This window comes from Xylophilus sp. GW821-FHT01B05, from assembly GCA_038961845.1.
In the GTDB taxonomy this organism is placed as follows: domain Bacteria; phylum Pseudomonadota; class Gammaproteobacteria; order Burkholderiales; family Burkholderiaceae_C; genus Xylophilus.
The window spans coordinates 5,247,169-5,268,940 of sequence record CP152408.1; the positions used below are offsets into that span (position 1 = coordinate 5,247,169).

A 21,772-nucleotide genomic window follows, 5' to 3' on the forward strand; every position below is an offset into this window, starting at 1 on the left:
GCCTATGCTTGAGCGGGTTTCCCGCTCCGGTTCTACAGAATGTCCGCACTCCACTCACCCCAACCCTCCTCCAAGGCTGCCACCGTCCTGCGCGTGACCGGCGGCAACTTCATGGAGATGTTCGACTTCTTCCTGTTTGGCTTCTACGCCACGCAGATATCGAAGGCCTTCTTCCCCGCAGGCGACGAGTTCGCCTCGCTGATGCTGACCTTCATGACCTTTGGCGCAGGCTTCCTGATGCGCCCGCTGGGCGCGATCTTTCTCGGCGCCTATGTCGACCGCGTTGGCCGGCGCAAGGGCCTGATCGTCACGCTGGCGCTGATGGCCACCGGCACGCTGCTGATCGCCTGCGTGCCCTCTTACGCCACCATCGGCCTGGCCGCGCCGCTGCTGGTGCTGATCGGGCGCCTGCTGCAGGGCTTCTCGGCCGGCGTGGAGCTGGGCGGCGTGTCGGTCTATTTGTCAGAAATGGCCACGCCGGGCCACAAGGGCTTCTACGTGAGCTGGCAGTCGGCCAGCCAGCAGGTCGCCATCGTGGTGGCAGCGGCGCTGGGCTACTGGCTCAACGTCACCTTCACCTCGCAAGAGATCGGTGATTTCTACTGGCGCGTGCCCTTCTTCGTCGGCTGCCTGATCGTGCCGGCGCTGTTCATCATCCGCCGCTCGCTGCAAGAGACGGAAGAGTTCATGGCGCGCAAGCACCGCCCCGATGTGCGCGAGATCTTCCGCTCCATGGTCAGCAACTGGGGCCTGGTCGTCGCCGGGATGCTGCTGGTGTCGATGACCACCGTGTCCTTCTACCTGATCACCGTCTACACGCCCACCTTCGGCAAGGCCGTGCTGCACCTGAGCACCACCGACGCCCTGGTCGTCACGCTGTGCGTGGCCATCTCCAACTTCATCTGGCTGCCCATCATGGGCGCGCTGTCAGACCGCGTCGGCCGCAAGCCGCTGCTGATCGTGTTCACCGTACTGACCATCCTCACCGCCTACCCGTCGCTCAAGTGGCTGGTGGGCGCGCCGAGCTTTGTGCGCATGCTCGAAGTCGAGCTGTGGCTGTCCTTCCTGTACGCCAGCTACAACGGCGCCATGGTGGTGGCCCTGACCGAGGTCATGCCGGTCAGCGTGCGCACCGCCGGCTTCTCGCTGGCCTACAGCCTGGCCACCGCGATCTTTGGCGGCTTCACGCCGGCGATTGCCACCGGCCTGATCGAGATGACCGGCGACAAGGGCGCGCCAGGGCTGTGGATGACGGCGGCCGCGATCTGCGGCCTGGTCGCCACGCTGGTCTTGTACCGGCGCAAGGCAGGCACGCCGCCCGCTACCGGGCCTCAGACGGCGGCTTGAGCAGCTCGACCAGAAAGTCGACCAAGGCGCGCACCTTCGGGTTCAGCAGCGGGTCGACCAGGAAGACGGCATGCACGCTGGCGTCCGCGCCGCCGTGCTTGGGCAGCACCCGCAGCAGCGACTTGTCCTCTAGTGCGCTGCGCACCAGCACCTCGGACAAGAACGCAATGCCGCGCCCTGCCTTGGCAAACTCAAGCACTGCGTCCCCGTTGTTGGCGCGCAGCACGCCCTTGGGTTTGATGGAAATCTCCTTGCCCTGCTCGTCGCAGAAGCGCCATTGCTCGCCATCCCGGTTCACCGTAAGGACGATGCAGCTGTGCTGCTTCAGGTCTTCCAGCGTCTTGGGTGAGCCGCGGCGCCTGAGGTAGCCCGGGCTGGCCACCAGAACCCTGCGGTTGGCGGCCAGCTTGCGCGCCCGCAGGGCCGAGTCTTCCAGCCGGCCAATGCGGACGGCCACATCCACGCCCTCGCCCGCCAGATCGACAAAGCTGTCCGTCATCAGCAGATCCACCGACAGCTTGGGGTGCCGGTCCATAAACGCGGGCAGCGCCGGCACGATGTAGCGGCGCCCGAACGCGACCGGTGCGCTGATCCGCAAGGCGCCCCGCACCTCGTCCCGCATGCGGCCCAGCGCCTGCCCGGCAACGTCGAGCCGATCGAATGCCTCGCGCGCCGCAGCGAGGTAGGTCATGCCCGCATCCGTGAGCGACATGGTGCGGGTGGTGCGCAGGAACAGCTGCACCCCAAGGGTCTGCTCCAGCAGCTTGATCTGCCGGCTGACGGCAGAGGGCGTGACCCGCAAGTCCTGCGCGGCACGCGCAAAGCTCTGGTGCGCAGCCACCCGGACAAAGGCGCGTATCAATTCCAGCGGCAGATCAGGCATTCATTCCTCCTGGGAACGAGTGTATTTCTTTCATTCTCGCGATTCAGGCGCCACCCCTGCCAAGCTCGGAGCCATGACAAAGCATGCATGCGAGGCCGCCATCACGCCGGCCCAGAGAACCCTCTTCCATGTGGATGCATTCACCCGCACGCCGTATCGCGGCAACCCTGCGGGGGTCGTGCTGAACGCGGATGGCATGTCCGACGCCGAGATGCAGGATCTGGCGCGCGAGCTCAAGCATTCCGAGACGGCTTTTGTCTGGCGCGCCGATGCGCCCGACCACGATCTGCGCATACGCTACTTCACGCCGACCACCGAGGTCCCGCTGTGCGGGCACGCCACCATTGCGGCGCACTTCGCGCGTGCCACGGCCTTGCAGCTCGATGAGCTGACGCTGCGGCAGAAAACCGGGGCCGGCATCCAGACCATTCTCATTGGCCGAAGCGCCACGGGCGCGCACCGGATCGTCATGCACCAGGGCGCACCGGTGTTTGAGGCGCCACTGGAAGGCGCGCTGCGCGAGCGCATCGTGGCAGCACTGGGGCTTGCGCCCAATGATGTGGTGGGCACGCTTCCCGTGCAGGTCGTCTCGACCGGGCACAGCAAGCTCACCATTCCGCTGATGCCAGAGGTCGACCTCGACGCGCTGCGACCCGACATGCCCGCGCTCAGCCAACTGAGCCGGGAGATCGGCTGCAACGGCTACTTCGTGTTTCAGCAGCCGGCCGGGGAAAACGCCGTCACGGATGGGCGGATGTTTGCGCCCGCGATAGGCATCCTGGAAGACCCCGTGACGGGCAACGCCAACGGGCCGCTCGGCGCCTACCTGGTGCGCCACAGGCTCATGCCGCACGACGGCCTGGCGCTGCGCTTCCAGGGGCGCCAGGGGCGCGCCTTGCGGCGGGATGGCATCGTGCACGTCGAAGTCGCCGTGGTGGATGGCGAACCCAGCGCGGTTGCCATCGCCGGGGATGCCTGCATCCTGTTCTCTGCCGTGCTGCAGGGGTAGCTGCGCGGGCCCCTGCGACAATGGAGAAATGCCTTTCGCCCCACTGCAAAACGACACATTCCTGCGTGCCTGCCGGCGCCAGGCCACTGACCACACCCCCGTCTGGCTGATGCGCCAGGCCGGCCGCTACCTGCCGGAATACCGCGCCACGCGCGCCCAGGCCGGCAGCTTCATGGGCCTGGCCACCAACACCGACTACGCCACCGAGGTCACGCTGCAGCCGCTGGAGCGCTACCCGCTGGACGCAGCCATTTTGTTCAGCGACATCCTGACCGTGCCCGACGCCATGGGCCTGGGCCTGTCCTTTCAGCTGGGCGAGGGGCCGCGCTTTGCGCACCCGGTGCGCGACGAGGCCGCCGTGGCCGCGTTGCGGGTGCCAGACATGGCCAAGCTGCAGTACGTGTTCAACGCGGTGGCCTCGATCCGCAAGGCGCTGAATGGCCGGGTGCCGCTGATCGGCTTTGCGGGCAGCCCGTGGACGCTGGCCTGCTACATGGTCGAGGGCGCGGGCTCGGACGACTACCGGCTGGTCAAGACCATGCTCTATGCCCGGCCCGACCTGATGCACCGCATGCTGGCCGTGAACGCCGACGCGGTGGCGGTCTACCTCAACGCCCAGATCGACGCCGGCGCCCAGGCGGTGATGATTTTCGACAGCTGGGGCGGCGTGCTGGCCGATGGCGCCTTCCAGGAGTTCAGCCTGGCCTACACCGCGCGCGTGCTGGCGCAGTTGAAGCGCACCGGGCCGGATGGCCAGGACGTGCCGCGCATCGTCTTCACCAAGGGCGGCGGCCTGTGGCTGCAGCAAATGGCCGGGCTCGACTGCGAGGTACTGGGCCTGGACTGGACGGTGAACCTGGCTGCCGCGCGCGCGGCCGTGGGCGGCGCCGTGGGCGGCCCGGGCAAGGCGCTGCAGGGCAATATCGACCCCAACGTGCTGTTTGCCCCGCCCGCGCGCATTGATGCCGAGGTAGCCCAAGTGCTGGAGCGCTTCGGCCCCCCGCACACCGACCGCAGCACCACCGGCCCGACCCATATCTTCAACCTGGGCCACGGCATCAGCCAGCACACGCCGCCAGAGCACGTGTCGGCCCTGGTGGAGGCGGTGCACCGCCACTCGCGCCAGCTACGCCAGCCGCGCACTTGACTTTTTGGCGCCCATCACTTTGTGCGCGCATTTGGTTATGCACAAATTTGGTGGTGCGGCAGCGCAGCAAGTGCACGCAAGCGTGCACGGCGCTATCAAAGGAATAGTGACGCTAAGTCCTTGATTCATAAGGATCTAACAAACTGCTTTTTTTGCGGGCAACTTGGCGAAAGCCTTATTCCATGCGGCCCGGGCGGTGTGGCCACAGGACTATCAACAAAGTTATCCACAGAAATCAGGCGTCCACGGTAAAGCACTTGTAAATCAATCACTTAGCTTTCTTTCTGCCAGCGCAGGCGCGCGTTTGGGCGCAGTCAAGCCTTTTTGGGCCGTTTGTCGGGATTTGCAGGGGTATTCCCGCGGGTGCAGCGGCCCCGGCGTGCGCACCGCAGTGTCTCCTTCCCTGCCAGGCCGCGCCATTGCTGGCTCTGGCCTTTGCGCCCCTCCCGCCTGCGGCCGAACCCGCCGGTGTCAAGCGAAAAATGAGCGCTCGTCCTCTTGCTTATGCACACAAAACGTGATCCAGGTGTTTTTCCGGGGAAAACACCGGGATCGCCCCCTGCAGCCCGTCGGCCATCTGTAAGTCTTTGATTCATAAGGACTCCGTCCCATGCCTTTTTTGCAGGCAAAACGCGCAAAGCCCCACGGGGCGCGGCTTTGGCACGACTCGACAGTGGCTATCAACAAAGTTATCCCCATCAGACCGGGAAAAACCCTGAGACACTCGCCCTGGACAGGGCGAAAAGGCCCGTCTGGCGCGGCTTTCCGCCTTGACGGCACCGGGTTGTACACAGCTGGGAGCGAGCGGGTGGGGCACAATGACAGTTCGCCAAGCATCTGTGGACATTCTTGCAAGTCATTGATTTAAATAACATTTAAAGGCCACTTCGGTCGCCCGGCCGGGAATTTCGGCAGCCACGGCCCACCGCACTAGCGCCCACTGCCCAAGCCTGTCAACAAACTTGTCCACAGGCGTGGCCGTAATCCAGAAACTCCTTTTCCATCAAGCCCTTGCACGCCGATCCGACAAATCCACTTCAGCTTGCGACGCCATTCCGCGTGGCCGTGCTGGTGCAGATGCCCGCACACAGCGCGGTGGCCGGGCCGCTGACCTATGCCGCCGCCAGCGCGCTGGCGCCCGGCACCCTGGTGCGGGTGCCGCTGGGCCGGCGCGAGACGCTGGGCATCGTCTGGGACAGCGCCGCCGAGGCGCTGGCGCCGCCCGGCGCCGAGCTGCGCGCCGTGACCGAGGCGCTGGACGCCCTGCCGCCGCTGGCCGCGGGCTGGCGCCGGCTGGTGGACTTTGCCGCGCGCTACTACCAGCGCTCGGCCGGCGAGGTGGCGCTGGCCGCGCTGCCGCCGCCGCTGCGCACGCTCGATGCCGTGCAACTGGCCCGGCGCCTCAAGCGCAGCGCCGGCGCAGAAGGGCCGGCGGGCATCGCATTCACTACTGAATCAATAGCACCCACCCCAGACCAGTCCTTGGCTTTGACCCGATTTGATGCAGAAACGGGCCCCTTCCTGCTATTTGGCGCCACTGGCAGCGGCAAGACCGAGGTCTACCTGCGCTGCGTGCAGACCGCGCTGCAGGCCGACCCGGCCGCCCAGGTGCTGGTGATGGTGCCGGAGATCAACCTCACGCCGCAGCTGGAAGAACGCTTCCACGCCCGCTTCCCCGCCACCGGCGACGCGCCGGCCGTGGTCTCCATGCACAGCGGCATGACGCCGCCGCAGCGCCTGCGCAGCTGGCTGGCCGCGCACACCGGGCGCGCGCGCATCGTGCTGGGCACGCGCATGGCGGTGTTTGCCTCGCTGCCGCACCTCAAGCTGATCGTGGTCGATGAAGAGCACGACCCCAGCTACAAGCAGCAGGAAGGCGCGCGCTACTCGGCGCGCGACCTGGCACTGTGGCGCGGCCATGCCGAGGGCGCCAAGGTGCTGCTGGGCTCGGCCACGCCGGCGCTGGAGAGCTGGCACGCCAGCCGCCCGGCCACGGCCGAAGACGCGGGCGGCCGCTACCAGCGGCTGGAGATGCCGCAGCGCGTGGGCGCCGGCGCCCTGCCCCGCGTGCGGCTGGTGGACATGAACCTGCTGCCGCAGAAAACCGTGTTCTCGCCGCAATTGCTGGCCGCCATTGGCGAGCGCATCGCGCGCGGCGAGCAGGCCATGGTCTTCCTCAACCGGCGCGGCTATGCGCCGGTGCTGACCTGCCACGACTGCGGCTGGAAGAGCGAATGCCCGCACTGCAGCGCCTTCAGGGTGTTCCACAAGATCGACCGCACGCTGCGCTGCCACCACTGCGGCTACACCGAGCGCGTGCCGCGCGCCTGCCCGGCCTGCGGCAACCTTGACATCGCGCCGCTGGGACGCGGCACCGAGCGCCTGGAAGAACACCTGGCCGAGCTGCTGGCCGACCTGCGCCGCCCCGACGGCGGCACGGTGCGCATCGCCCGCATCGACGCCGACACCACCAAGGCCAAGGGCGCACTGGAGGCGCAACTGGCCCAGGTGCATGCGGGCGATGTCGATGTGCTGGTCGGCACCCAGATGATCGCCAAGGGCCACGATTTCCGCCGCATCACGCTGGTGGCTGCGGTCAACCCGGATGGCTCGCTGTTCTCCAGCGACTTCCGTGCGCCCGAGCGCCTGTTTGCGCTGCTGATGCAGGCCGGCGGCCGCGCCGGCCGCGACGCCGCGCACAGCGCCAGCAGCGAGATGTGGGTGCAGACCTTCCAGCCCGCGCACCCGCTGTTTGCCGCGCTCAAGGCACATGACTACCCGGCCTTTGCCGCCGACCAGCTTAAAGAGCGCGAAGCCGCCGGCATGCCGCCCTTCGCCGCCCAGGCGCTGGTGCGCGCCGAGGCGCGCAGCCAGGACGTGGCCCAGGCCTTTCTCACCGCCGCGCGCGAGGCCGCCACCGCCGCCGGCCTGGACGCCAGCGGCGAGGTCGTCGCCTTCAGCGCCGTGCCCATGACGGTGCAGCGCGTGGCCAACGTCGAGCGCGCGCAGATGCTGCTGGAGAGCTCATCGCGCCAGGCGCTGCAGCGCTTTCTGGCCGGCTGGCAGCCCTTGCTGCACAGCACCCGTGCCGACCCGACGCACAAGGGCGTGATCCGCTGGGCGGTGGATGTGGACCCGCTGGCCGTATAAGGCGACTATCAAAATGCATAGCGCCATGCCGGCGTATACCCTGTGTTTCAGGTAGTTTTATACCTGAAGTGCAGGATACACCCCGGCATACAGCTATCTATTTAGGAGCAATTCCCGACGCCGCAAACAGCGCCACCGCCGCCGAAAAGCTCAAGAACGCCAGCGCGGTAGACACCAGGATGACGCGGGCGATGCGCCCGTTGTGCGCGCCAAAGCGCTCGGCCAGCATGGACACATTGCTGGCGCTGGGCAGGGCCGCCACCAGCACCAGGGCGGTCAGCGCCAGCGGATCAAGCGGCGCGCCCAGCAGCCGGGCAACGGCGCCGGCGGCCAGCACCAGCAACGGGTGCAGCAGCAGCTTGGCCAGCGCCAGCGGCACGTAGCTGCGCCAGGGCGCGTGCTCGGCGCGGTCCATGCCCGAGCGCGCCAGCACCGCGCCAATGGTGAACAGCGCCACCGGCGATGCGGCGTCCGACAGCAGGCCTACCGTCTGGTCCAGCGGACGCGGCAGCACAAAGCCCACGGCCGAGGCCAGCACGCCCAGCACGATGGCCCAGGGCATGGGGTTGCCGAGCATGCCGCGCAGCGCGCGCCGCACCGCCGCCGCCACGCCATGCGCGCCCGCGCCATCCAGCCGCGACAAGGCAATGCAGAGCGAGGTGGTCAGCACCATGTCGATCGCCATGGTCTGGATCGCCGGGCCGGCGGCGGCGGAGCCCAGCAGCGCGCTCAGCAGCGGCACGCCCATGAAGCCGGTGTTGGGGAAGGCCGCCACCAGCGCACCAAAGGCCGCGTCGTTCCAGTTGGTGCCGCTGCGCCGCGAGGCCAACACGGTGATCCCCACCATCAGCAGCGCGCAAGCCAGATAGACGCCGATCACGCGCGCATCCAGCAACTGGTGGATCGGCGTGCGCGCGCCAAAGCGGTAGAGCATGCAGGGCAGCGCAAAGAACAGCACGAAGCCGTTCAGGCCGGGAATAGCCGCCAGCGGCAGCATGCCGCGCCGCGTGGCCAGGTAGCCGCAGAGGATCAGCGCAAAAAAGGGAAAGGTGGTGGCAAGAACGGCAAGCACCGCCGGATTCTCGCAGGGGCCGCTATGCCGCCCTGCCGCCGCCCAGGCGCCGGCGCAGCGCAAACGCGGCCGCCAGCGCGGCGAACACCGCCACCCCAAACACCCAGCCCGAGAGCGCGCCGGCCATGGTGCCCGACAGCAGCGTGCCAATGCTGCAGCCCAGCCCGGTCATGGCGCCCCAGCCCAGCAGCACGCCGCCGGCCAGGCCGCGCGCCGCGTCGCGGCCGGTCGGCCGGCGCGGCGCCCACTGGCCGCTGGCCAGCGCCGCAGCCAGGGCGCCGGCCAGCAGCCCCGCCAGCAACACCGCATGGGGCGTGAGCCACTCAGCGCCAGGCAGGGTGGCGCAGCCGGCAAAGCCGTCCAGGCCCTCCAGCCGCTGTGGCACCCAGCCCTGCTGCGCCAGCGCGCTGCGCGTGGCGCTGCCAAGCGTGGTGGTGACGCCCAGCGGGCGCATGCGCAACACCGTCAGCACGCCGATGGCGCCCACCAGCAGGCCGCCGCTCCAGTAGGGCCAGCGCCCTTGCCACAGGCGCTGCCAGGCCTCGCCCAGCGGCGGCGGCGCGGCCCCCGCCCTGGCGGCTGCGCCCCGGAAGCCGCGCCACAGCCAGGCCGCACAGGCCGCCAGCACGCCCAGTTGCAGCAGCAGCGCGCCGCCATAGCCCAGGTGGGCCGGCAGCCAGACCACGGGCGCGTCTGCCACCGCCAGGCTGTAGAGCGGGTTCCAGCTCAAGAAGCCCAGCCCGAAACCCGCTGCCGTGCCCAGCAGCGCAAACGGCGCCACCGGCGAGCCCTCGGCCAGCCGGTACCAGTGCGCGCTGATGCACGAGCCCGACACCGCCATGCCCGCGCCAAAGGCCAGGCCCGCAGCCACCAGCACGCTGCTGACCGGGCCGATGTGGATGTCCGGCGGCAGGCGCCCCGGCGTGGGCACCGGCAGCCAGCCGCCCAGCACCACGGTGTAGCCGACCAGGCCCACCGCCAGCGCCAGCACGATGGCCAGCAAGCCGCGCGGATCGCGCTGCTCGAACCAGTCGCGCGCATGGCAGTAAAAGCAGAAGCGCGTGCGCTGCAGCACCAGGCCCAGCACGGCACCCGTCCACAACGCAAAGGCCAGCGTGCGGCCACCAGACTGCCCCTGCAGCAGCGGCGTGGCCAGCGCCAGGGCCAGCAGCAGCAAGGCGGGCAGCGCCCAACGCAGGGAGATCATCGGTACGTCCTTTTCATGCGTTCAAAAAAAAGGCCCGCACGCGGCGGGCCTCAAAGGGGAGACACATCCCCAGCATCCTCACTACCTACCTAACTAAGCACCCTCTCCTACTTGGCGGCCCACACCGTGCCGGCCGGGTTCTTCACCGGCACGCCCACGGCATTGCCGTATTCGGTCCAGGAACCGTCGTAGTTCCTGACGCTGTAACCCAAAATCTTGCTGAGCGCGAACCAGGTGTGGCTGGAGCGCTCGCCGATGCGGCAATAAGTGATGACCGGCTTGCTGCCGTCGATGCCGGCGGCGGCATAGAGCTTCTTCAGTTCTTCTGCAGACTTGAAGGTGCCGTCCTCACGCACCGCCTGGCCCCAGGACACGTTCACCGCGCCGGGGATGTGGCCGGCGCGCACGGCCAGCTCGGCCGCGCCGGGCGGGGCGAAGATCTTGCCGCTGTACTCGTCGGCCGAACGGATGTCGACCAGTTGCGCATCGCTGCGGCCCTCGGCCACGGCCAGCGCATCGACCAGGCGCGCACGCAGCGCGGTATTGGGCGGGCCGGCCTTGTAGCGGGTGGCGGTGAGCTCGGGCGCGCGGTTGTTCAGCGGGCGGTTCTCGGCCTCCCACTTCTTGCGGCCGCCGTCGAGCAGCTTGACCTCCTTCACGCCATAGATGTCGAACACCCAGGCGGCCCAGGCGGCGAACCAGTTGTTGTTGTCGCCGTACAGGATCACCGTGGTGTCGGGCGTCACCGCCGCCGTGGACAGCAGGGCCTCGAAGGCCTCCTGCCCGACGATGTCGCGGCGCACGCGGTCGTTCAGGTCGTTGTGCCAGGAAAGGTTCACGGCGCCCGGGACATGGGCGCGCTCGTACAGGCCGGGATTCACACTGACCTCGATGACGCGCACCTTGTTGTTGTCAAGATTCTGGGCGAGCCAATCAGTCGAGACCAGGGGACCGGCGGGAATCGGCGTGGCCGCAAAGGCCGCGCCCGACAGCAGCGCTGCAGCGCCCAGCGCGCAGGCGCCGGCCAGGCGGCGGATGCGGGTCGGGCGAGCGGCGGCGGGAATGTGCTGTGGCATGGAATTCCTTTCAGTTCAGGGGCCGTAAGCCCCCCGCCAACGGCAGGGGTAGCGGCACTCTAGGGTCAGCGGGTGCAAACGCGAACCAAGGAAATCGCGCCTGCTTATCCGGGGGGCAAATAAGCTGCCGCCAAGCCCCTGTTACATCTGCTGCAGGCGGCCAACACCTGCCCGCTATCATTGCCCGCGCCCCGCACACCCCCGTGCCGGGGCCCGTCGCGCTCCTGCCGTCCCTCGCTCCCCATTCCCCACCCGTTCCATGTCCGCCGGTCTGAACCTCGCCCAGCAAGAAGCCGTGAACTACCTGCACGGTCCCTGCCTGGTGCTCGCCGGTGCCGGCTCGGGCAAGACGCGGGTGATCACGCACAAGATAGGGCGCCTGATCCAGAGCGGCATGCCGCCCAAGCGCATCGCCGCCATCACCTTCACCAACAAGGCGGCGGCCGAGATGCGCGAGCGCGCCAAGGACCTGATCGGGCGCCAGGCCAAGGAAGTGGTGGTGTGCACCTTCCACGCGCTGGGCGTGCGCATGATGCGGGAAGACGGCAAGGTGCTGGGCCTGAAGCCCCAGTTCAGCATCCTGGATGCGGACGACGTCACCAGCATCCTGAAGGACGCCGCCGGCGGCACCGCCGACGCGGCCACCGCGCGCCAATGGCAGTGGGTCATCAGCAAGTGGAAGAACATGGGCCTGAACGCCGAGCAGGCCCTGGCCCTGGCGGCGGACGACAACGAACGCATCATCGCGCGCGTGATGGAGCTGTACCAAGAGCGCCTGACCGCCTACCAGAGCGTGGATTTCGACGACCTGATCGGCATGCCGCTCAAGCTGCTGTCCGACTACCCCGAGGTGCGCGCCAAGTGGCAGGCCGCGCTCGGCCATGTGCTGGTGGACGAGTACCAGGACACCAACGCCACGCAGTACGAGGTGCTCAAGCACCTGGTCGGCGAGCGCGGCCACTTCACCGCCGTGGGCGATGACGACCAGTCCATCTACGGCTGGCGCGGCGCCACGCTGGACAACCTGAAGAAGCTGCCGGTTGATTTCCCGCAGCTCAAGGTCATCAAGCTGGAGCAGAACTACCGCTCCACCAGCGCCATCCTGCGCGCCGCCAACAACGTGATCGGGCCCAACCCCAAGCTGTTTCCCAAGACCTTGTTCAGCGAGCTGGGCGAAGGCGAGCCGGTGCGCGTGGTCGATGCCGACAGCGAAGAGCACGAGGCCGAGCGCGCCGCCGCCCGCATCATGGGCCTGCGCGAGACCTCGCAGCACAAGGAGTGGCGCGACTTCGCCATCCTCTACCGCGCCAACCACCAGGCCAAGCCCTTCGAGAAGGCGCTGCGCAAGTACAACATTCCGTACAAGGTGTCGGGCGGCACCAGCTTCTTCGATCGCACCGAGATCCGCGACCTGTGCGCCTGGTTTCGGCTGTGGGTCAACAACGACGACGACCCGGCCTTTTTGCGCGCGGTCACCACGCCCAAACGCGGCATCGGCCACACCACGCTGGGCAAGCTCGGCGAGTTCGGCAGCAAGTACAAGCTGAGCCTGTTCGCCTCGCTGTTCTCGGCGTCGCTGCCCAGCATGCTGCCCGAGCGCGCCATGGACGGCCTGCTTGAGTTCGGCCGCTACATGAACGACCTGGAATACCGCGCGCGCCAGACCATGGGCGCCGAGGCCGCGCTCGCCTTCCTGATGGAATGGCTGAAAGAGATCGACTACGAGCAGCACCTGCTCGAAGGCGAAGACAGCGACAAGGTCGCCGCCGCGCGCTGGGGCAATGTGATCGATTTCTGCGAATGGATGTCGCAGCGCTGCGGTGGCCAGATCGACGATGCCTCTGGCGCCAACCCGGTGCTGGCCAGCGAGACCAAGAGCCTGATGGAAGTGGCGCAGACGATCTCGCTCTTGTCCACCATCAGCGAGCGCGAGAAAGACCAGGACATGGTCACGCTCTCTACCCTGCATGCCTCCAAGGGCCTGGAGTGGCCGCACGTGGTGCTGGTGGGCGTGACCGAGGGCATGCTGCCCTTCAAGCTCGACGACGACGGCGGCCGGCAAAAGATGGTGAGCGACGAAACCGCCCAGCGCCTGCAGGAAGAGCGCCGCCTGATGTACGTGGGCATCACCCGCGCCCAGCGCAGCCTGGCCGTGAGCTGGACGCGCCGGCGCAAGAAGGGCCGCGAGATGGTCGCCGTGCAACCCAGCCGCTTCATCGCCGAGATGGCGCTGGACAAGGAAACCACCAAAGAAGACCCGCGCGAAAAGCTGCGCGCGCTGCGCGCCGAATTTGCCAAGAAGGCTCAAGCCGGCGTAGCAGCCGCCGCTGCCAGCGAAGCCCGGACATGACCGACATGAACAAGCTACTGCATTCCCTTTTGCTGGCCTGCGCCCTGGGCGCGGCCAGCGCGCACGCGGCCGACGCGCCTGCCACTTCATCGGCCCCGGGCTGCATCGCCGCCAACAAGGTCGGCCAGGCGCAATTGGTGGGCCGCTGGGAGGTGCGCTTTGCCGACCGCAGCGATACCGGCACCATGACGCTGGCGCCGCACCCCGACTTTGCCAATGCGGTGCGTGGCAGCGTGAGCTATGGCGACGCCACCGCCCAGGTCGCCGGCGACGCGGACGAGGGCATCGTCGCCATCGATGCATCCTCTACCGGCAAATCCATCACCGCCCTCTGGGAAGGGCAAGTCAGCGCCGGCAGTTGCGGCAGAAAGATCGAGGGAACATGGACCGACTCCGCCACCGACAGCAAGCGCGCCTTCGTGCTGCGCAAGCTAAGCCCCTGACGCACCACCGGGCCGTCGCCCTGGCCGCAGCATTGCTGCTGGCCAGCGCAGGCGCCAGCGCGCAGACGGCCAAGAAGCCGCAGCCAGTACCCAGCGCCGCCACGCCGCTGGCGCCGGTGACCGAAGGCCGCATCGCCAGCGCCACCGCCTGGCAGCAGTGCGCGGCCCTCAGCGACAGCGCCGTGCGCCTGGCCTGCTTCGACCAGTGGGCGCATGCCCAGCAAACGCTGGTCAATGCGGTGGAGTCACGCTCCAGCGCCGCCGCAGCGGCCTCGGCCAGCATCGGCAACGCAGCACCGCCCGGCGCGGCGGCTTCGGCGATCCGCGCCGACGTGGCGGCCGCCCTGGCATCGGCCCAGCCCGCGCCGGCGGCAGGGGCCACCACGGCCACGGATTCGGTCGGCATCGTCGGCGTGGGGCTGGAGCAGGGCTGCAAGGACCGGCAGTACTCCACCGTCTCGCGCTTCTGGGAGCTGGAATCGGGCAGCAGCTGCCCGACCTTCAGCTTCCGTGGCTTCCGCGCCAACGGCCTGTCGGTGGTCACCGCCAACAACGTGAACCGGCAGCCGACCTCCGGCAACCCGAACAACAGCGCCAGCACGGCGATCGACTACCAAAAGCAAGAGCTGCGGCTGCAGCTGTCGGTGCGTACCAAACTGGCCAGCGGCCTGCTGACGCCGGCCGGCTCCACGCTGCGCGACTCGCTCTGGGTGGCCTACAGCCAGCAGTCGTACTGGCAGTTCTTCAACACCGAACTTTCGCGCCCATTCCGCAGCACCGACTACGAGCCCGAGCTGATCTACGTCTACCCGACCACCGCCGCCCTGCCCTTTGGCTGGAACTGGCGCTACAGCGGCGCCGGGCTGGTGCACCAGTCCAACGGCCAGAGCGATCCGCTGTCACGCAGCTGGAACCGGGTCTACCTGATGACCGGCTTCGAGCACGGCAACGAGTACAGCGTCAACGCCCGCATCTGGAAGCGCCTGAGCGAATCAGCGCTGAACGACAACAACCCCGGCATCAGCAACTATGTCGGCCGCGGCGAGCTGCTTGCGACCTGGAACCCGGACCGCAAGAACACCTTCATGGGCACGGTGCGCAACTCGTTCGGCGGCAGCAACCGCGGCTCGGTGCGGCTGGAATGGCTGCGCTCGCTGGGCGATGGCGTGGGCAACAGCTACAGCGGCCTGCGCCTGCACACGCAGCTGTTCAGCGGCTATGGCGACAGCATCATCGACTACAACAACAAGCGCACGGTGTTCAGCGTGGGGTTCAGCATTGTGGACTTTTAGCTCGCCCCCAGGCTACGCGCTTCGCGTCTTCGCCTTCCCCCTTCCGGGGGCGACACCTGTGGACTGGCGGAGCCAGATCCACGGTGTCTTTGGCTACGGGCATGCTCTGCTCTATAGCGCGGCGCTTACCAGCGGCTGGCCTGCAAAGAATGCGGCCAGGTTGTCTTCTACGCGCTGGGCCATGGCGGCGCGGGTTTCGTGGGTGTTGCTGGCCAGATGCGGGAGCAGCACCACGTTGTCCAGGGCCAGCAGTGCCTCGGGCACCTGCGGTTCGCGCTCGAACACATCCAGCCCGGCGCCGGCGATGCGCCGGTGCACCAGTGCATCGACCAGCGCGGCCTCGTCCACCACGGTGCCGCGCGAGATGTTGATCAGGTAGCCCTTGGGGCCGAGCGCCTGCAGGACTTCGGCCGACACCAGGCCACGCGTCTCGGCGCCGCCGGCGCTGGCGATGACGAGGAAGTCCGCCCACTCGGCCAGGCCCTTCAAGGTGGGCTCGTAGGCATAGTCCACGTCCTGCAGCGGCTTGCGGTTGTGGTAGCGCACCTGCATGTCAAAGCCGCTGCTGCGGCGCGCGATGACGCGGCCGATGCGGCCCATGCCGAGGATGCCCAGGCGCTTGTGCGAGACCTGGGTGGACAGCGGGAACTGGCCCTTCAGCCAGTCGCCACGGCGCACGAAGCGATCCGCCGCGCTGGTGTTGCGCGCCACGTCCATCAGCAGCGCAAAGGCGGTGTCGGCGACGCAGTCGTTGAGCACGTCGGGCGTGTAGCCCACGGCAATGCCGCGGGCGCGCGCGGCGGCCAGGTCCAGCGTGTCCAGGCCCACGCCGAAGCTGGAGATGACCTTGAGGTCTGGCAGTGCCGCGATCAGCGCGGCATCGGCACCAAAGCGCGCCGATGTCGCCAGGCCCTGCACGCCCGCGCCGTGCGCCGCCAGAAAAGCGCTGCGCTCGGCGCCGGCCGGCGGCAGGTGCTGCACCTCGTACTGCGCAGTCAGGCGGGATTCAAGGGCGGGCAGCAAGGCGCCCTGCTGCAGAAGAACACGGTGTCGCATCGTTGAAAAGTGAAGAGTGGAAGTGGAAAACGGCAGGGCGCGATCACTCGGGCTGTATGCCCGCGTCCTTGGCAACCTTGGCCCATTTGATCATCTCGCTGCCGATGAAGTCGGCGAACTGCGGCGCCGTGCCGCCGCCCGGCTCTATGCCCGCGTCCTGCAGGCTCTTGCGCACGTCGGGCAGCTGCAGGATGCGGTTGACCTCGGCATTGAGCTTGGCCACGGTAGCCGGCGGCGTGCCGGCCGGTGCCAGCAGGCCGCCCCAGGTGCTGGTCTCAAAGCCGGGCATGCCGGCCTCTTGCATGGTCGGCACCTCGGGCAGGATGGAAGAGCGCCGCGCCGTGGTCACGGCCAGCGCGCGCAGGCGGCCGGCCTTGATCTGCGCATGGGTGGCGGCCACGGTGTCGAACATCAGCGCGGTGCGCCCGCTGATCAAATCGGGATGCGCGAGCGTGCTGCCCTTGTAGGGGATGTGCGTCATCTCCAAGCCCGCCATGGTCTTGAACAGCTCGCCCGAGAAATGCGGCGCGCCGCCGCTGCCGCTGGACGCAAACGTGAGCTGGCCCGGATTCGCCTTGCCGTAGGCGATCAGCTCTGCCACGGTCTTGAAGGGCTGCGTGGGCGAGACCACCAGCACCAGCGGCACGACATGGGTCAGCACCACGGGCGCAAAGCTCTTGACGGTGTCGAAGGGCAGCTTCTTCACCATGCTCGGGTTGATCGCATGGCTGCTGGCCACCAGCACCAGGGTGTGGCCGTCGGGCGCGCTCTTGGCAACGAAGTCAGTGCCGATGATGCCGGTGGCGCCGGTGCGGTTGTCGATCAGCACCGGCTGGCCCCAGGCCTCTGTCAGCTTGTTGCCGATCAGGCGCGCGGCAAGGTCGATGGCGCCGCCCGGCGAGGCCGGCACGACGATGGTGAGCGGCTTGCTCGGGAAGGCTGGCGCCTGCGCATGCAGCGGGCCGGCCAGCGGCAGGCTGGCCGCCAGGACAAGGGCCGCATGCAGGGCGCGGCGGCGTGTGATGGGCCGTTGGGGATTGCACATGGCAGGTCTCCGTTTTTGTAACTACTCAGCTCCTCTCACCGCTCGGGCTGAGCCTGTCGAAGCCCTGCCCGTGTGGGGCAAGCCCTTCGACAGGCTCAGGGCGAACGGGGGTGAGTAGTTACCGTTTTTTAGTCAAAAGTGGCCTTAGCCCAATACCCACCTGGGCATATAGCTATTATTTTTATAGCTTCACGCCCGGCGTACCCCCGCCTCTCAGCGCTGGGCGCGCCAGGCCGCGTAGGCGGCGCGGGTCTCGGCGTTGGGCGGATAGGTGCCGGCCAGCTTGGCGCCGGCTTCGACCTTCTCCAGGATGAAGACCTCCATCAGTTCCTGCTCGACGGCGTCGGCGGCTACTTCTGCGGCCAGGTGCTGGGGGATGACCACCACGCCCTCGTCGTCGCCCACCAGCACGTCACCCGGGTATACCGCCACGCCACCGCAGGCGATGGGCACGTTGAGGTCGATGGCATGGTGCTGCAGCAGATTCAGCGGCGCGCTGCCGCCGGCGCAGTACACGGGGAAATCCATCTCGGCGATGCGGCCGCTGTCGCGCACCGGGCCGTCAGACACCAGGCCGGCGGCACCGCGCACCTTGAGCCGCGTGGTGAGGATCTGCCCGCCGGATGCCACGCGCGTTTCACCGCGGCAATCCAGCACCAGCACGTGGCCGGGCGGCACGCTCTCGATGCCCTTGCGCTGCGGGTGATTCGGGTCATCGAAAGCGCTGAGCTGGTCCAGGTCCTCGCGCGCCGGGATGTTGCGCATGGTGAAGGCCGGCCCAACCAGGTTGCCGCCCGAGGGCGTGGTGAGGCGCGCAATGCCCTGCAGAAACACATTGCGAAAGCCGCGCTTGAACAACTGGGTGCAGAGCGTGGCGGTGCTGACCTTGCGCAGTTGCTCAAGGGTGGTGGGAGAGAGTTCGGCGGTAGCGGTCATGGGAGTTGGTGGAGGGAAGAAAAACGGGAATGGTCAGCCTGGTTCCGCGCCGGATTTGCGGACGAGTTCACCCCAGCGCGGGATTTCCTTTTGCATCAAGGCCGCCAACTGCTCGGGCGTGCCAGCCACAACATCCATGCCCAGCTGGTTGGTGAGCTTGTCGTGCACCTCGGGCTGCTGCAGGATCTTGGTGATCTCGGTTGCCAGGCGCTGCGCAATCGGCTTGGGCAGGTGCTTGGGCGCGTAGACCGCCTGCCAGGACGCCATCTCGAAGCCCGGCACGCCGGCCTCGATCATGGTCGGCAGCTGCGGCGCCAGCGCCATGCGCTTGGCGCTGGTAACGGCCAGCAGCTTCAGCTTGCCGGCCTGCACCAGCGGCAGCGCCGCGGTCATCTGGTCGAACATGAAGGTGACCTGGCCGGAGGACACATCGAGCATCGCCGGCGGCGTGCCCTTGTAGGCGATGTGGGTGAGCTTGATGCCCAGCATGTCGCCCAGCATCTCGCCGGCCAGATGGGTGGAGGTGCCGGGGCCGGAAGACGCAAAGGTGCGCTTGGCCGGGTCCTTCTTCAGCAGCGCGATCAGCTCGGCCACCGAGTTCACGCCCAGGCCCGGCGCCACCATCAGCACGTTGGGCAAGAAGGCCACCAGCGAGATCGGCTCGAAGTCCTTCACCGGGTCATAAGACAGGTTCTTGTACAGGCTGGCGTTGATCGCGTGGGTGCTGATGGTGCCGCCAAACAGCGTGTAGCCGTCGGGCTTGGCCTTGGCCACATAGGTTGCGCCCACGGCACCGGCCGCGCCGGGCTTGTTGTCGACGATGACCGGCTGGCCCAGCACCTCGCCCAGCTTCTGCGCAATGACCCGGCCGATCACGTCGGTGGAGCCGCCCGGCGTGAAGGGCACGACATAGGTGATGGCGCGCGAAGGCCAGGGCGCCTCGCCCGACTGGGCAAATACCGCTGGCGGCAGCGCCACAGCGGCCGTGGCCAGGCCAATGCGCGAAAGGGCCGTGCGCCGGGCGCGCAGGGCGGGGGAAGAGGGTGTCCGGGACATGGCATGTCTCCTGTCTTGTGTGGGGGAATCCATCGCAATGCGACAACGCTCTCAGGGGCGTCTCGGGCAGGCGTTGCACTACGGTTTCATTCAGGCTGCCGCCCTGTCCTGGCGGCAGCAGAAATCAAAATGTTAGCGCTGTCATGCCGATCTTAAAGGATTCCCGCGGCGGCCTGCATTCGGGAAAGCGCTAGCTGGAGAGCGCCGCCGGCATCAAGCGCTGGCGCGCTCGACGATGGAAAAGCCCAGGTCCAGCACCTTGTGCTCGACCTCGCGGCCCGCCGCGCGGTCCACGATGAAGCGCGCCGCCTGCCGACCGATGGCCGTGCCGTCGATGCGCACCGTGGTGATGGCCGGGTGCGCGTCGCGCGCAAAGGCCAGGTCGCCAAAGCCCATCACGCCCAGGTCGCCCGGCACCTGCAGGCCACGCGCCTGCGCCTCGATGATGACGCCGTGCGCCAGGCCGTCCGAGCTGCAGACCACCACGTCGCACGGCCGCCCCTCTGCCAGCAGTGCGGCCAGGGCCTCGCGGCCATGGCCCAGCGTGGTGGGCGCGGCCACCAGGCGCTCTTGCACGGCGCCGCCGCCCAGGCTGGCCATGCCCTGGCGAAAGCCTGCCGTGCGTTGCGCTGCGCGCTGGTCGTCGCCCGCCACCACCGCCGGATGCCGATAGCCGCGTGCGTACAGGAAACGCGCCGTCTCCAGGCCCACCTTCTGGTGCGAGAAACCCACCAGCATGTCCACCGGCGTGGGCGTGATGTCCCAGGTCTCCACCACCGGAATGCCCGAGGCCAGCAGGCGGCGCCGCCCCTCGGCCGAGCGCATGATGCCGGTCAGCACGATGCCGTCCGGGCGCCGGCCGACGATGGCGTCGATCAGCGCGTCTTCACGGGCGTTGTTGTAGCCGCTCTGCCCCAGCATCAGCTGGTAGCCCTCTTCGGCCAGGGCCTCGGTCAGCGACTGTATGGTTTCCAGGAACACCGGGCCGGCAATGGTCGGCACCAGCGCGGCCACCAGCCGGCTGCGGTTGGAGGCCAGGCCGCCAGCCAGCAGGTTGGGCACGTAGCCGGTCAGCTCGACCGCGCGGCGCACCTTCTCGCGCGCCTCTGCCGACACCATGGCCGGCGTGTTCAGCGCACGCGATACGGTGATGGCCGAGACGCCCGCCAGCCGGGAAACATCATTGAGCGTGATGCCGCCGCTGCTGCGGCGCGAGGGACGGGTAGACGCTTTCTGCTGGGGCACGGTCAGGTATCGGGCAATAGGGTTCAGGGCCGCGCCGACAGTGGCGCCCGGCCATTATCACGGCCCGTCACCATTGCACACATGGGCCGCCCATGCGCTTTCCTACAATGGCGCCCGGCTGCGCAGGTCCGGCCGTCAGTCCTCTTGAACGGACAAGAAAGACGGGTTTTGCCGCCCTTTCCCCCGCCTTCCCATGCGGGGGCACCTTCGACAATCCGCACAAGGAGATTCGAGAATGGACCTGCAATACCAGCTCAAGGCCGGCAGCTACTACCTGTACGACATGCGCGAAGCCCCCAGCTGTGCCACCGGGGAGCGCCGCTTCCGGCTCAAGACCGACACGGTCGCCATCGCCTTCGACGCCAGCACCGGCGTGCTGCACCAGCATGGCAGCCCCCTGCGCATCCAGTCCTGGGCCATCGGCGCCCGGCGCCGGCTGCGGGCCGCAGGCGCACAAGACGCGGCCAACGACATCGTCGTGGTGTCGGGCCCGCTGCCGGTGGAAGAGATCAACAACTGCCTGCACATCGCCGGCTACTGCCGCCGCATGTTCAAGCGGCTGGCCAGCGTGCCGCACGGCAAGATGCCGCGCGCCGCCAAGACCGCCTCGCGCACCGCGCATTGAGCCCGCCGGTGCGCTCTGGCCCCACTCGCCCCGGCCAGAAAAAACAGACATGAACCCATCGCCGCTCGACGCCGTCGCCCAGGCCCTGGTCCGCGCGCGCCGCGACGGCTCGGCGCCCCAGGCCGCGCCATTGCTCCATGCCCTGAACGACACCAACGCCGCCTATGCGGTGCAGCAGCGCGTGGCGCACGAGCTGGGCTGGTTTGGCACCGCGCCGCCGCAGTATTGGAAATCGGGTGGCCCGTCGCGCAACGCAGTGCTCAGCCACGCGCCACTGCCGCCAGCAGGGGTGTGTGAGAGCCCGGCCCACGGCAGCCGCTGGCCGCTCTTGCGGCCGCGCGGCATCGAGGCCGAGATCGCGCTGCGGCTGGCGTGCGATGTCAACGAGGAACTGGCCGCGCGGCTGGACGCCGACAGCGCCAGCGCGCTGGTCGACGCCATGGCCGTGTCGATAGAGATCGTGGATTCGCGCTGGCAGGAAGCGCTAGACGCGCCCGCGCTGTGCCAGATGGCCGATCAGCTGTCCCATGGCGCACTGGTGCTGGGCGCCTGGACCGCCTTTGCGCCGCGCGACTGGGGCGCGCAGGCCTGCTGCGTGCAGATAGGCACGCAGCCGCCGGTCGAGCGGCATGGCACGCACTCGCTGGGCGACCCAGCCTTTTTGCTGCCGGCGTGGCTGCGCCATGCCACGCAAGACGGCCGCAGCCTGGCCGCGGGTACGGTGGTCACCACCGGCAGTTGGGTCGGCCTGCTCCCAGTGGCCGCAGGCGAGCTGGTCACGGTCGAATTTGCCGGCATCGGGCACGCATCGGTTCAGCTGTGAATCGCAGGCC

The 21,772-nt window shown here is 68.3% G+C and carries 18 protein-coding genes; 9 read left to right on the plus strand and 9 right to left on the minus strand.

Annotated elements, in window-relative coordinates; genetic code table 11:
* Positions 1 to 39 precede the first annotated feature (39 nt).
* Positions 40 to 1,347 (plus strand): MFS transporter, encoded by a 1,308-nt coding sequence (locus tag AAFF27_24520; protein XAH23113.1) that lies wholly within the window; start codon positions 40 to 42, stop codon positions 1,345 to 1,347.
* On the opposite strand, the gene AAFF27_24525 is transcribed toward AAFF27_24520, so the two are convergent.
* On the minus strand, positions 1,322 to 2,230 hold the full coding sequence (locus AAFF27_24525; GenBank protein ID XAH23114.1) for a LysR family transcriptional regulator: 909 nt from the start codon (positions 2,228 to 2,230) through the stop codon (positions 1,322 to 1,324). The genes AAFF27_24520 and AAFF27_24525 overlap by 26 nt on opposite strands.
* 73 nt (positions 2,231 to 2,303) lie before the next feature.
* Here AAFF27_24525 and AAFF27_24530 point away from each other — a divergent pair, with 73 nt between their 5' ends.
* The 3 genes from AAFF27_24530 (at position 2,304) to priA (ending at position 7,536) form a co-directional block, all read left to right on the plus strand.
* Entirely contained in the window at positions 2,304 to 3,239 is a 936-nt protein-coding gene (locus tag AAFF27_24530) for a PhzF family isomerase (GenBank protein XAH23115.1), read from the plus strand.
* A 28-nt stretch (positions 3,240 to 3,267) separates the two neighbouring features.
* A complete protein-coding gene (gene hemE, locus AAFF27_24535) occupies positions 3,268 to 4,386 on the plus strand; it encodes a uroporphyrinogen decarboxylase (protein ID XAH23116.1) in 1,119 nt (372 codons plus the stop codon).
* Positions 4,387 to 5,463: 1,077 nt separating this feature from the next.
* Positions 5,464 to 7,536 (plus strand): primosomal protein N', encoded by a 2,073-nt coding sequence (priA, locus tag AAFF27_24540; protein XAH23117.1) that lies wholly within the window; start codon positions 5,464 to 5,466, stop codon positions 7,534 to 7,536.
* Positions 7,537 to 7,633: 97 nt separating this feature from the next.
* Here priA and AAFF27_24545 read toward each other — a convergent pair whose 3' ends face one another.
* The 3 genes from AAFF27_24545 to AAFF27_24555 form a co-directional block, all read right to left on the minus strand.
* Positions 7,634 to 8,608, minus strand: a complete 975-nt coding sequence (locus AAFF27_24545) for an AEC family transporter (protein XAH23118.1) — start codon at positions 8,606 to 8,608, stop codon at positions 7,634 to 7,636.
* 22 nt (positions 8,609 to 8,630) lie between these two features.
* The gene (locus AAFF27_24550; GenBank protein ID XAH23119.1) at positions 8,631 to 9,815 is read right to left on the minus strand and encodes a YeeE/YedE family protein; all 1,185 of its coding nucleotides are present in this window, start codon (positions 9,813 to 9,815) and stop codon (positions 8,631 to 8,633) included.
* A gap of 107 nt (positions 9,816 to 9,922) precedes the next feature.
* On the minus strand, positions 9,923 to 10,891 hold the full coding sequence (locus AAFF27_24555) for a sulfurtransferase (protein XAH23120.1): 969 nt from the start codon (positions 10,889 to 10,891) through the stop codon (positions 9,923 to 9,925).
* 259 nt (positions 10,892 to 11,150) lie between these two features.
* Here AAFF27_24555 and AAFF27_24560 point away from each other — a divergent pair, with 259 nt between their 5' ends.
* From AAFF27_24560 to AAFF27_24570, 3 genes are read left to right on the plus strand one after another with little or no spacing between them, the layout of a single operon-like run.
* A complete protein-coding gene (locus tag AAFF27_24560) occupies positions 11,151 to 13,241 on the plus strand; it encodes a UvrD-helicase domain-containing protein (GenBank protein XAH23121.1) in 2,091 nt (696 codons plus the stop codon).
* Positions 13,242 to 13,246: 5 nt separating this feature from the next.
* A complete protein-coding gene (locus AAFF27_24565; GenBank protein ID XAH23122.1) occupies positions 13,247 to 13,684 on the plus strand; it encodes a hypothetical protein in 438 nt (145 codons plus the stop codon).
* Positions 13,624 to 14,976: a phospholipase A gene (locus AAFF27_24570; protein XAH23123.1), complete on the plus strand. Its 1,353-nt coding sequence runs from the start codon at positions 13,624 to 13,626 to the stop codon at positions 14,974 to 14,976. Before AAFF27_24565 ends, AAFF27_24570 begins: the two co-directional genes overlap by 61 nt.
* A gap of 111 nt (positions 14,977 to 15,087) precedes the next feature.
* Here AAFF27_24570 and AAFF27_24575 read toward each other — a convergent pair whose 3' ends face one another.
* From AAFF27_24575 to AAFF27_24595, 5 genes are all read right to left on the minus strand, one after another.
* Positions 15,088 to 16,032 carry a 2-hydroxyacid dehydrogenase gene (locus AAFF27_24575; protein XAH23124.1) on the minus strand — a complete coding sequence of 315 codons (945 nt, stop codon included), beginning with the start codon at positions 16,030 to 16,032 and terminating at the stop codon, positions 15,088 to 15,090.
* A gap of 43 nt (positions 16,033 to 16,075) precedes the next feature.
* Positions 16,076 to 17,077, minus strand: a complete 1,002-nt coding sequence (locus AAFF27_24580) for a tripartite tricarboxylate transporter substrate binding protein (protein XAH23125.1) — start codon at positions 17,075 to 17,077, stop codon at positions 16,076 to 16,078.
* A 213-nt stretch (positions 17,078 to 17,290) separates the two neighbouring features.
* Positions 17,291 to 18,013, minus strand: coding sequence for a ribonuclease activity regulator RraA (locus tag AAFF27_24585; GenBank protein XAH23126.1), 723 nt, complete (start codon positions 18,011 to 18,013; stop codon positions 17,291 to 17,293).
* A 33-nt stretch (positions 18,014 to 18,046) separates the two neighbouring features.
* Positions 18,047 to 19,069, minus strand: a complete 1,023-nt coding sequence (locus AAFF27_24590) for a tripartite tricarboxylate transporter substrate binding protein (protein ID XAH23127.1) — start codon at positions 19,067 to 19,069, stop codon at positions 18,047 to 18,049.
* A 213-nt stretch (positions 19,070 to 19,282) separates the two neighbouring features.
* Positions 19,283 to 20,314 carry a LacI family DNA-binding transcriptional regulator gene (locus tag AAFF27_24595; protein ID XAH23128.1) on the minus strand — a complete coding sequence of 344 codons (1,032 nt, stop codon included), beginning with the start codon at positions 20,312 to 20,314 and terminating at the stop codon, positions 19,283 to 19,285.
* Positions 20,315 to 20,549: 235 nt separating this feature from the next.
* Between AAFF27_24595 and AAFF27_24600 the strand changes: the two genes are divergently transcribed.
* A complete protein-coding gene (locus tag AAFF27_24600) occupies positions 20,550 to 20,939 on the plus strand; it encodes a hypothetical protein (protein XAH23129.1) in 390 nt (129 codons plus the stop codon).
* A 49-nt stretch (positions 20,940 to 20,988) separates the two neighbouring features.
* Positions 20,989 to 21,762 (plus strand): fumarylacetoacetate hydrolase family protein, encoded by a 774-nt coding sequence (locus AAFF27_24605; protein XAH23130.1) that lies wholly within the window; start codon positions 20,989 to 20,991, stop codon positions 21,760 to 21,762.
* The last annotated feature ends 10 nt before the right edge of the window (positions 21,763 to 21,772 follow it).

Excerpts from the sequence above, each read along its gene's own strand:
- AAFF27_24520 (XAH23113.1), top strand. The coding sequence starts at position 40 with ATGTCCGCACTCCACTCACCCCAACCCTCCTCCAAGGCTGCCACCGTC.
- AAFF27_24525 (XAH23114.1), bottom strand. The coding sequence starts at position 2,230 with ATGCCTGATCTGCCGCTGGAATTGATACGCGCCTTTGTCCGGGTGGCT.
- AAFF27_24530 (XAH23115.1), top strand. The coding sequence starts at position 2,304 with ATGACAAAGCATGCATGCGAGGCCGCCATCACGCCGGCCCAGAGAACC.
- hemE (XAH23116.1), top strand. The coding sequence starts at position 3,268 with ATGCCTTTCGCCCCACTGCAAAACGACACATTCCTGCGTGCCTGCCGG.
- priA (XAH23117.1), top strand. The coding sequence starts at position 5,464 with ATGCCCGCACACAGCGCGGTGGCCGGGCCGCTGACCTATGCCGCCGCC.
- AAFF27_24550 (XAH23119.1), bottom strand. The coding sequence starts at position 9,815 with ATGATCTCCCTGCGTTGGGCGCTGCCCGCCTTGCTGCTGCTGGCCCTG.
- AAFF27_24555 (XAH23120.1), bottom strand. The coding sequence starts at position 10,891 with ATGCCACAGCACATTCCCGCCGCCGCTCGCCCGACCCGCATCCGCCGC.
- AAFF27_24560 (XAH23121.1), top strand. The coding sequence starts at position 11,151 with ATGTCCGCCGGTCTGAACCTCGCCCAGCAAGAAGCCGTGAACTACCTG.
- AAFF27_24565 (XAH23122.1), top strand. The coding sequence starts at position 13,247 with ATGAACAAGCTACTGCATTCCCTTTTGCTGGCCTGCGCCCTGGGCGCG.
- AAFF27_24570 (XAH23123.1), top strand. The coding sequence starts at position 13,624 with ATGGACCGACTCCGCCACCGACAGCAAGCGCGCCTTCGTGCTGCGCAA.
- AAFF27_24575 (XAH23124.1), bottom strand. The coding sequence starts at position 16,032 with ATGCGACACCGTGTTCTTCTGCAGCAGGGCGCCTTGCTGCCCGCCCTT.
- AAFF27_24580 (XAH23125.1), bottom strand. The coding sequence starts at position 17,077 with ATGTGCAATCCCCAACGGCCCATCACACGCCGCCGCGCCCTGCATGCG.
- AAFF27_24585 (XAH23126.1), bottom strand. The coding sequence starts at position 18,013 with ATGACCGCTACCGCCGAACTCTCTCCCACCACCCTTGAGCAACTGCGC.
- AAFF27_24590 (XAH23127.1), bottom strand. The coding sequence starts at position 19,069 with ATGTCCCGGACACCCTCTTCCCCCGCCCTGCGCGCCCGGCGCACGGCC.
- AAFF27_24600 (XAH23129.1), top strand. The coding sequence starts at position 20,550 with ATGGACCTGCAATACCAGCTCAAGGCCGGCAGCTACTACCTGTACGAC.
- AAFF27_24605 (XAH23130.1), top strand. The coding sequence starts at position 20,989 with ATGAACCCATCGCCGCTCGACGCCGTCGCCCAGGCCCTGGTCCGCGCG.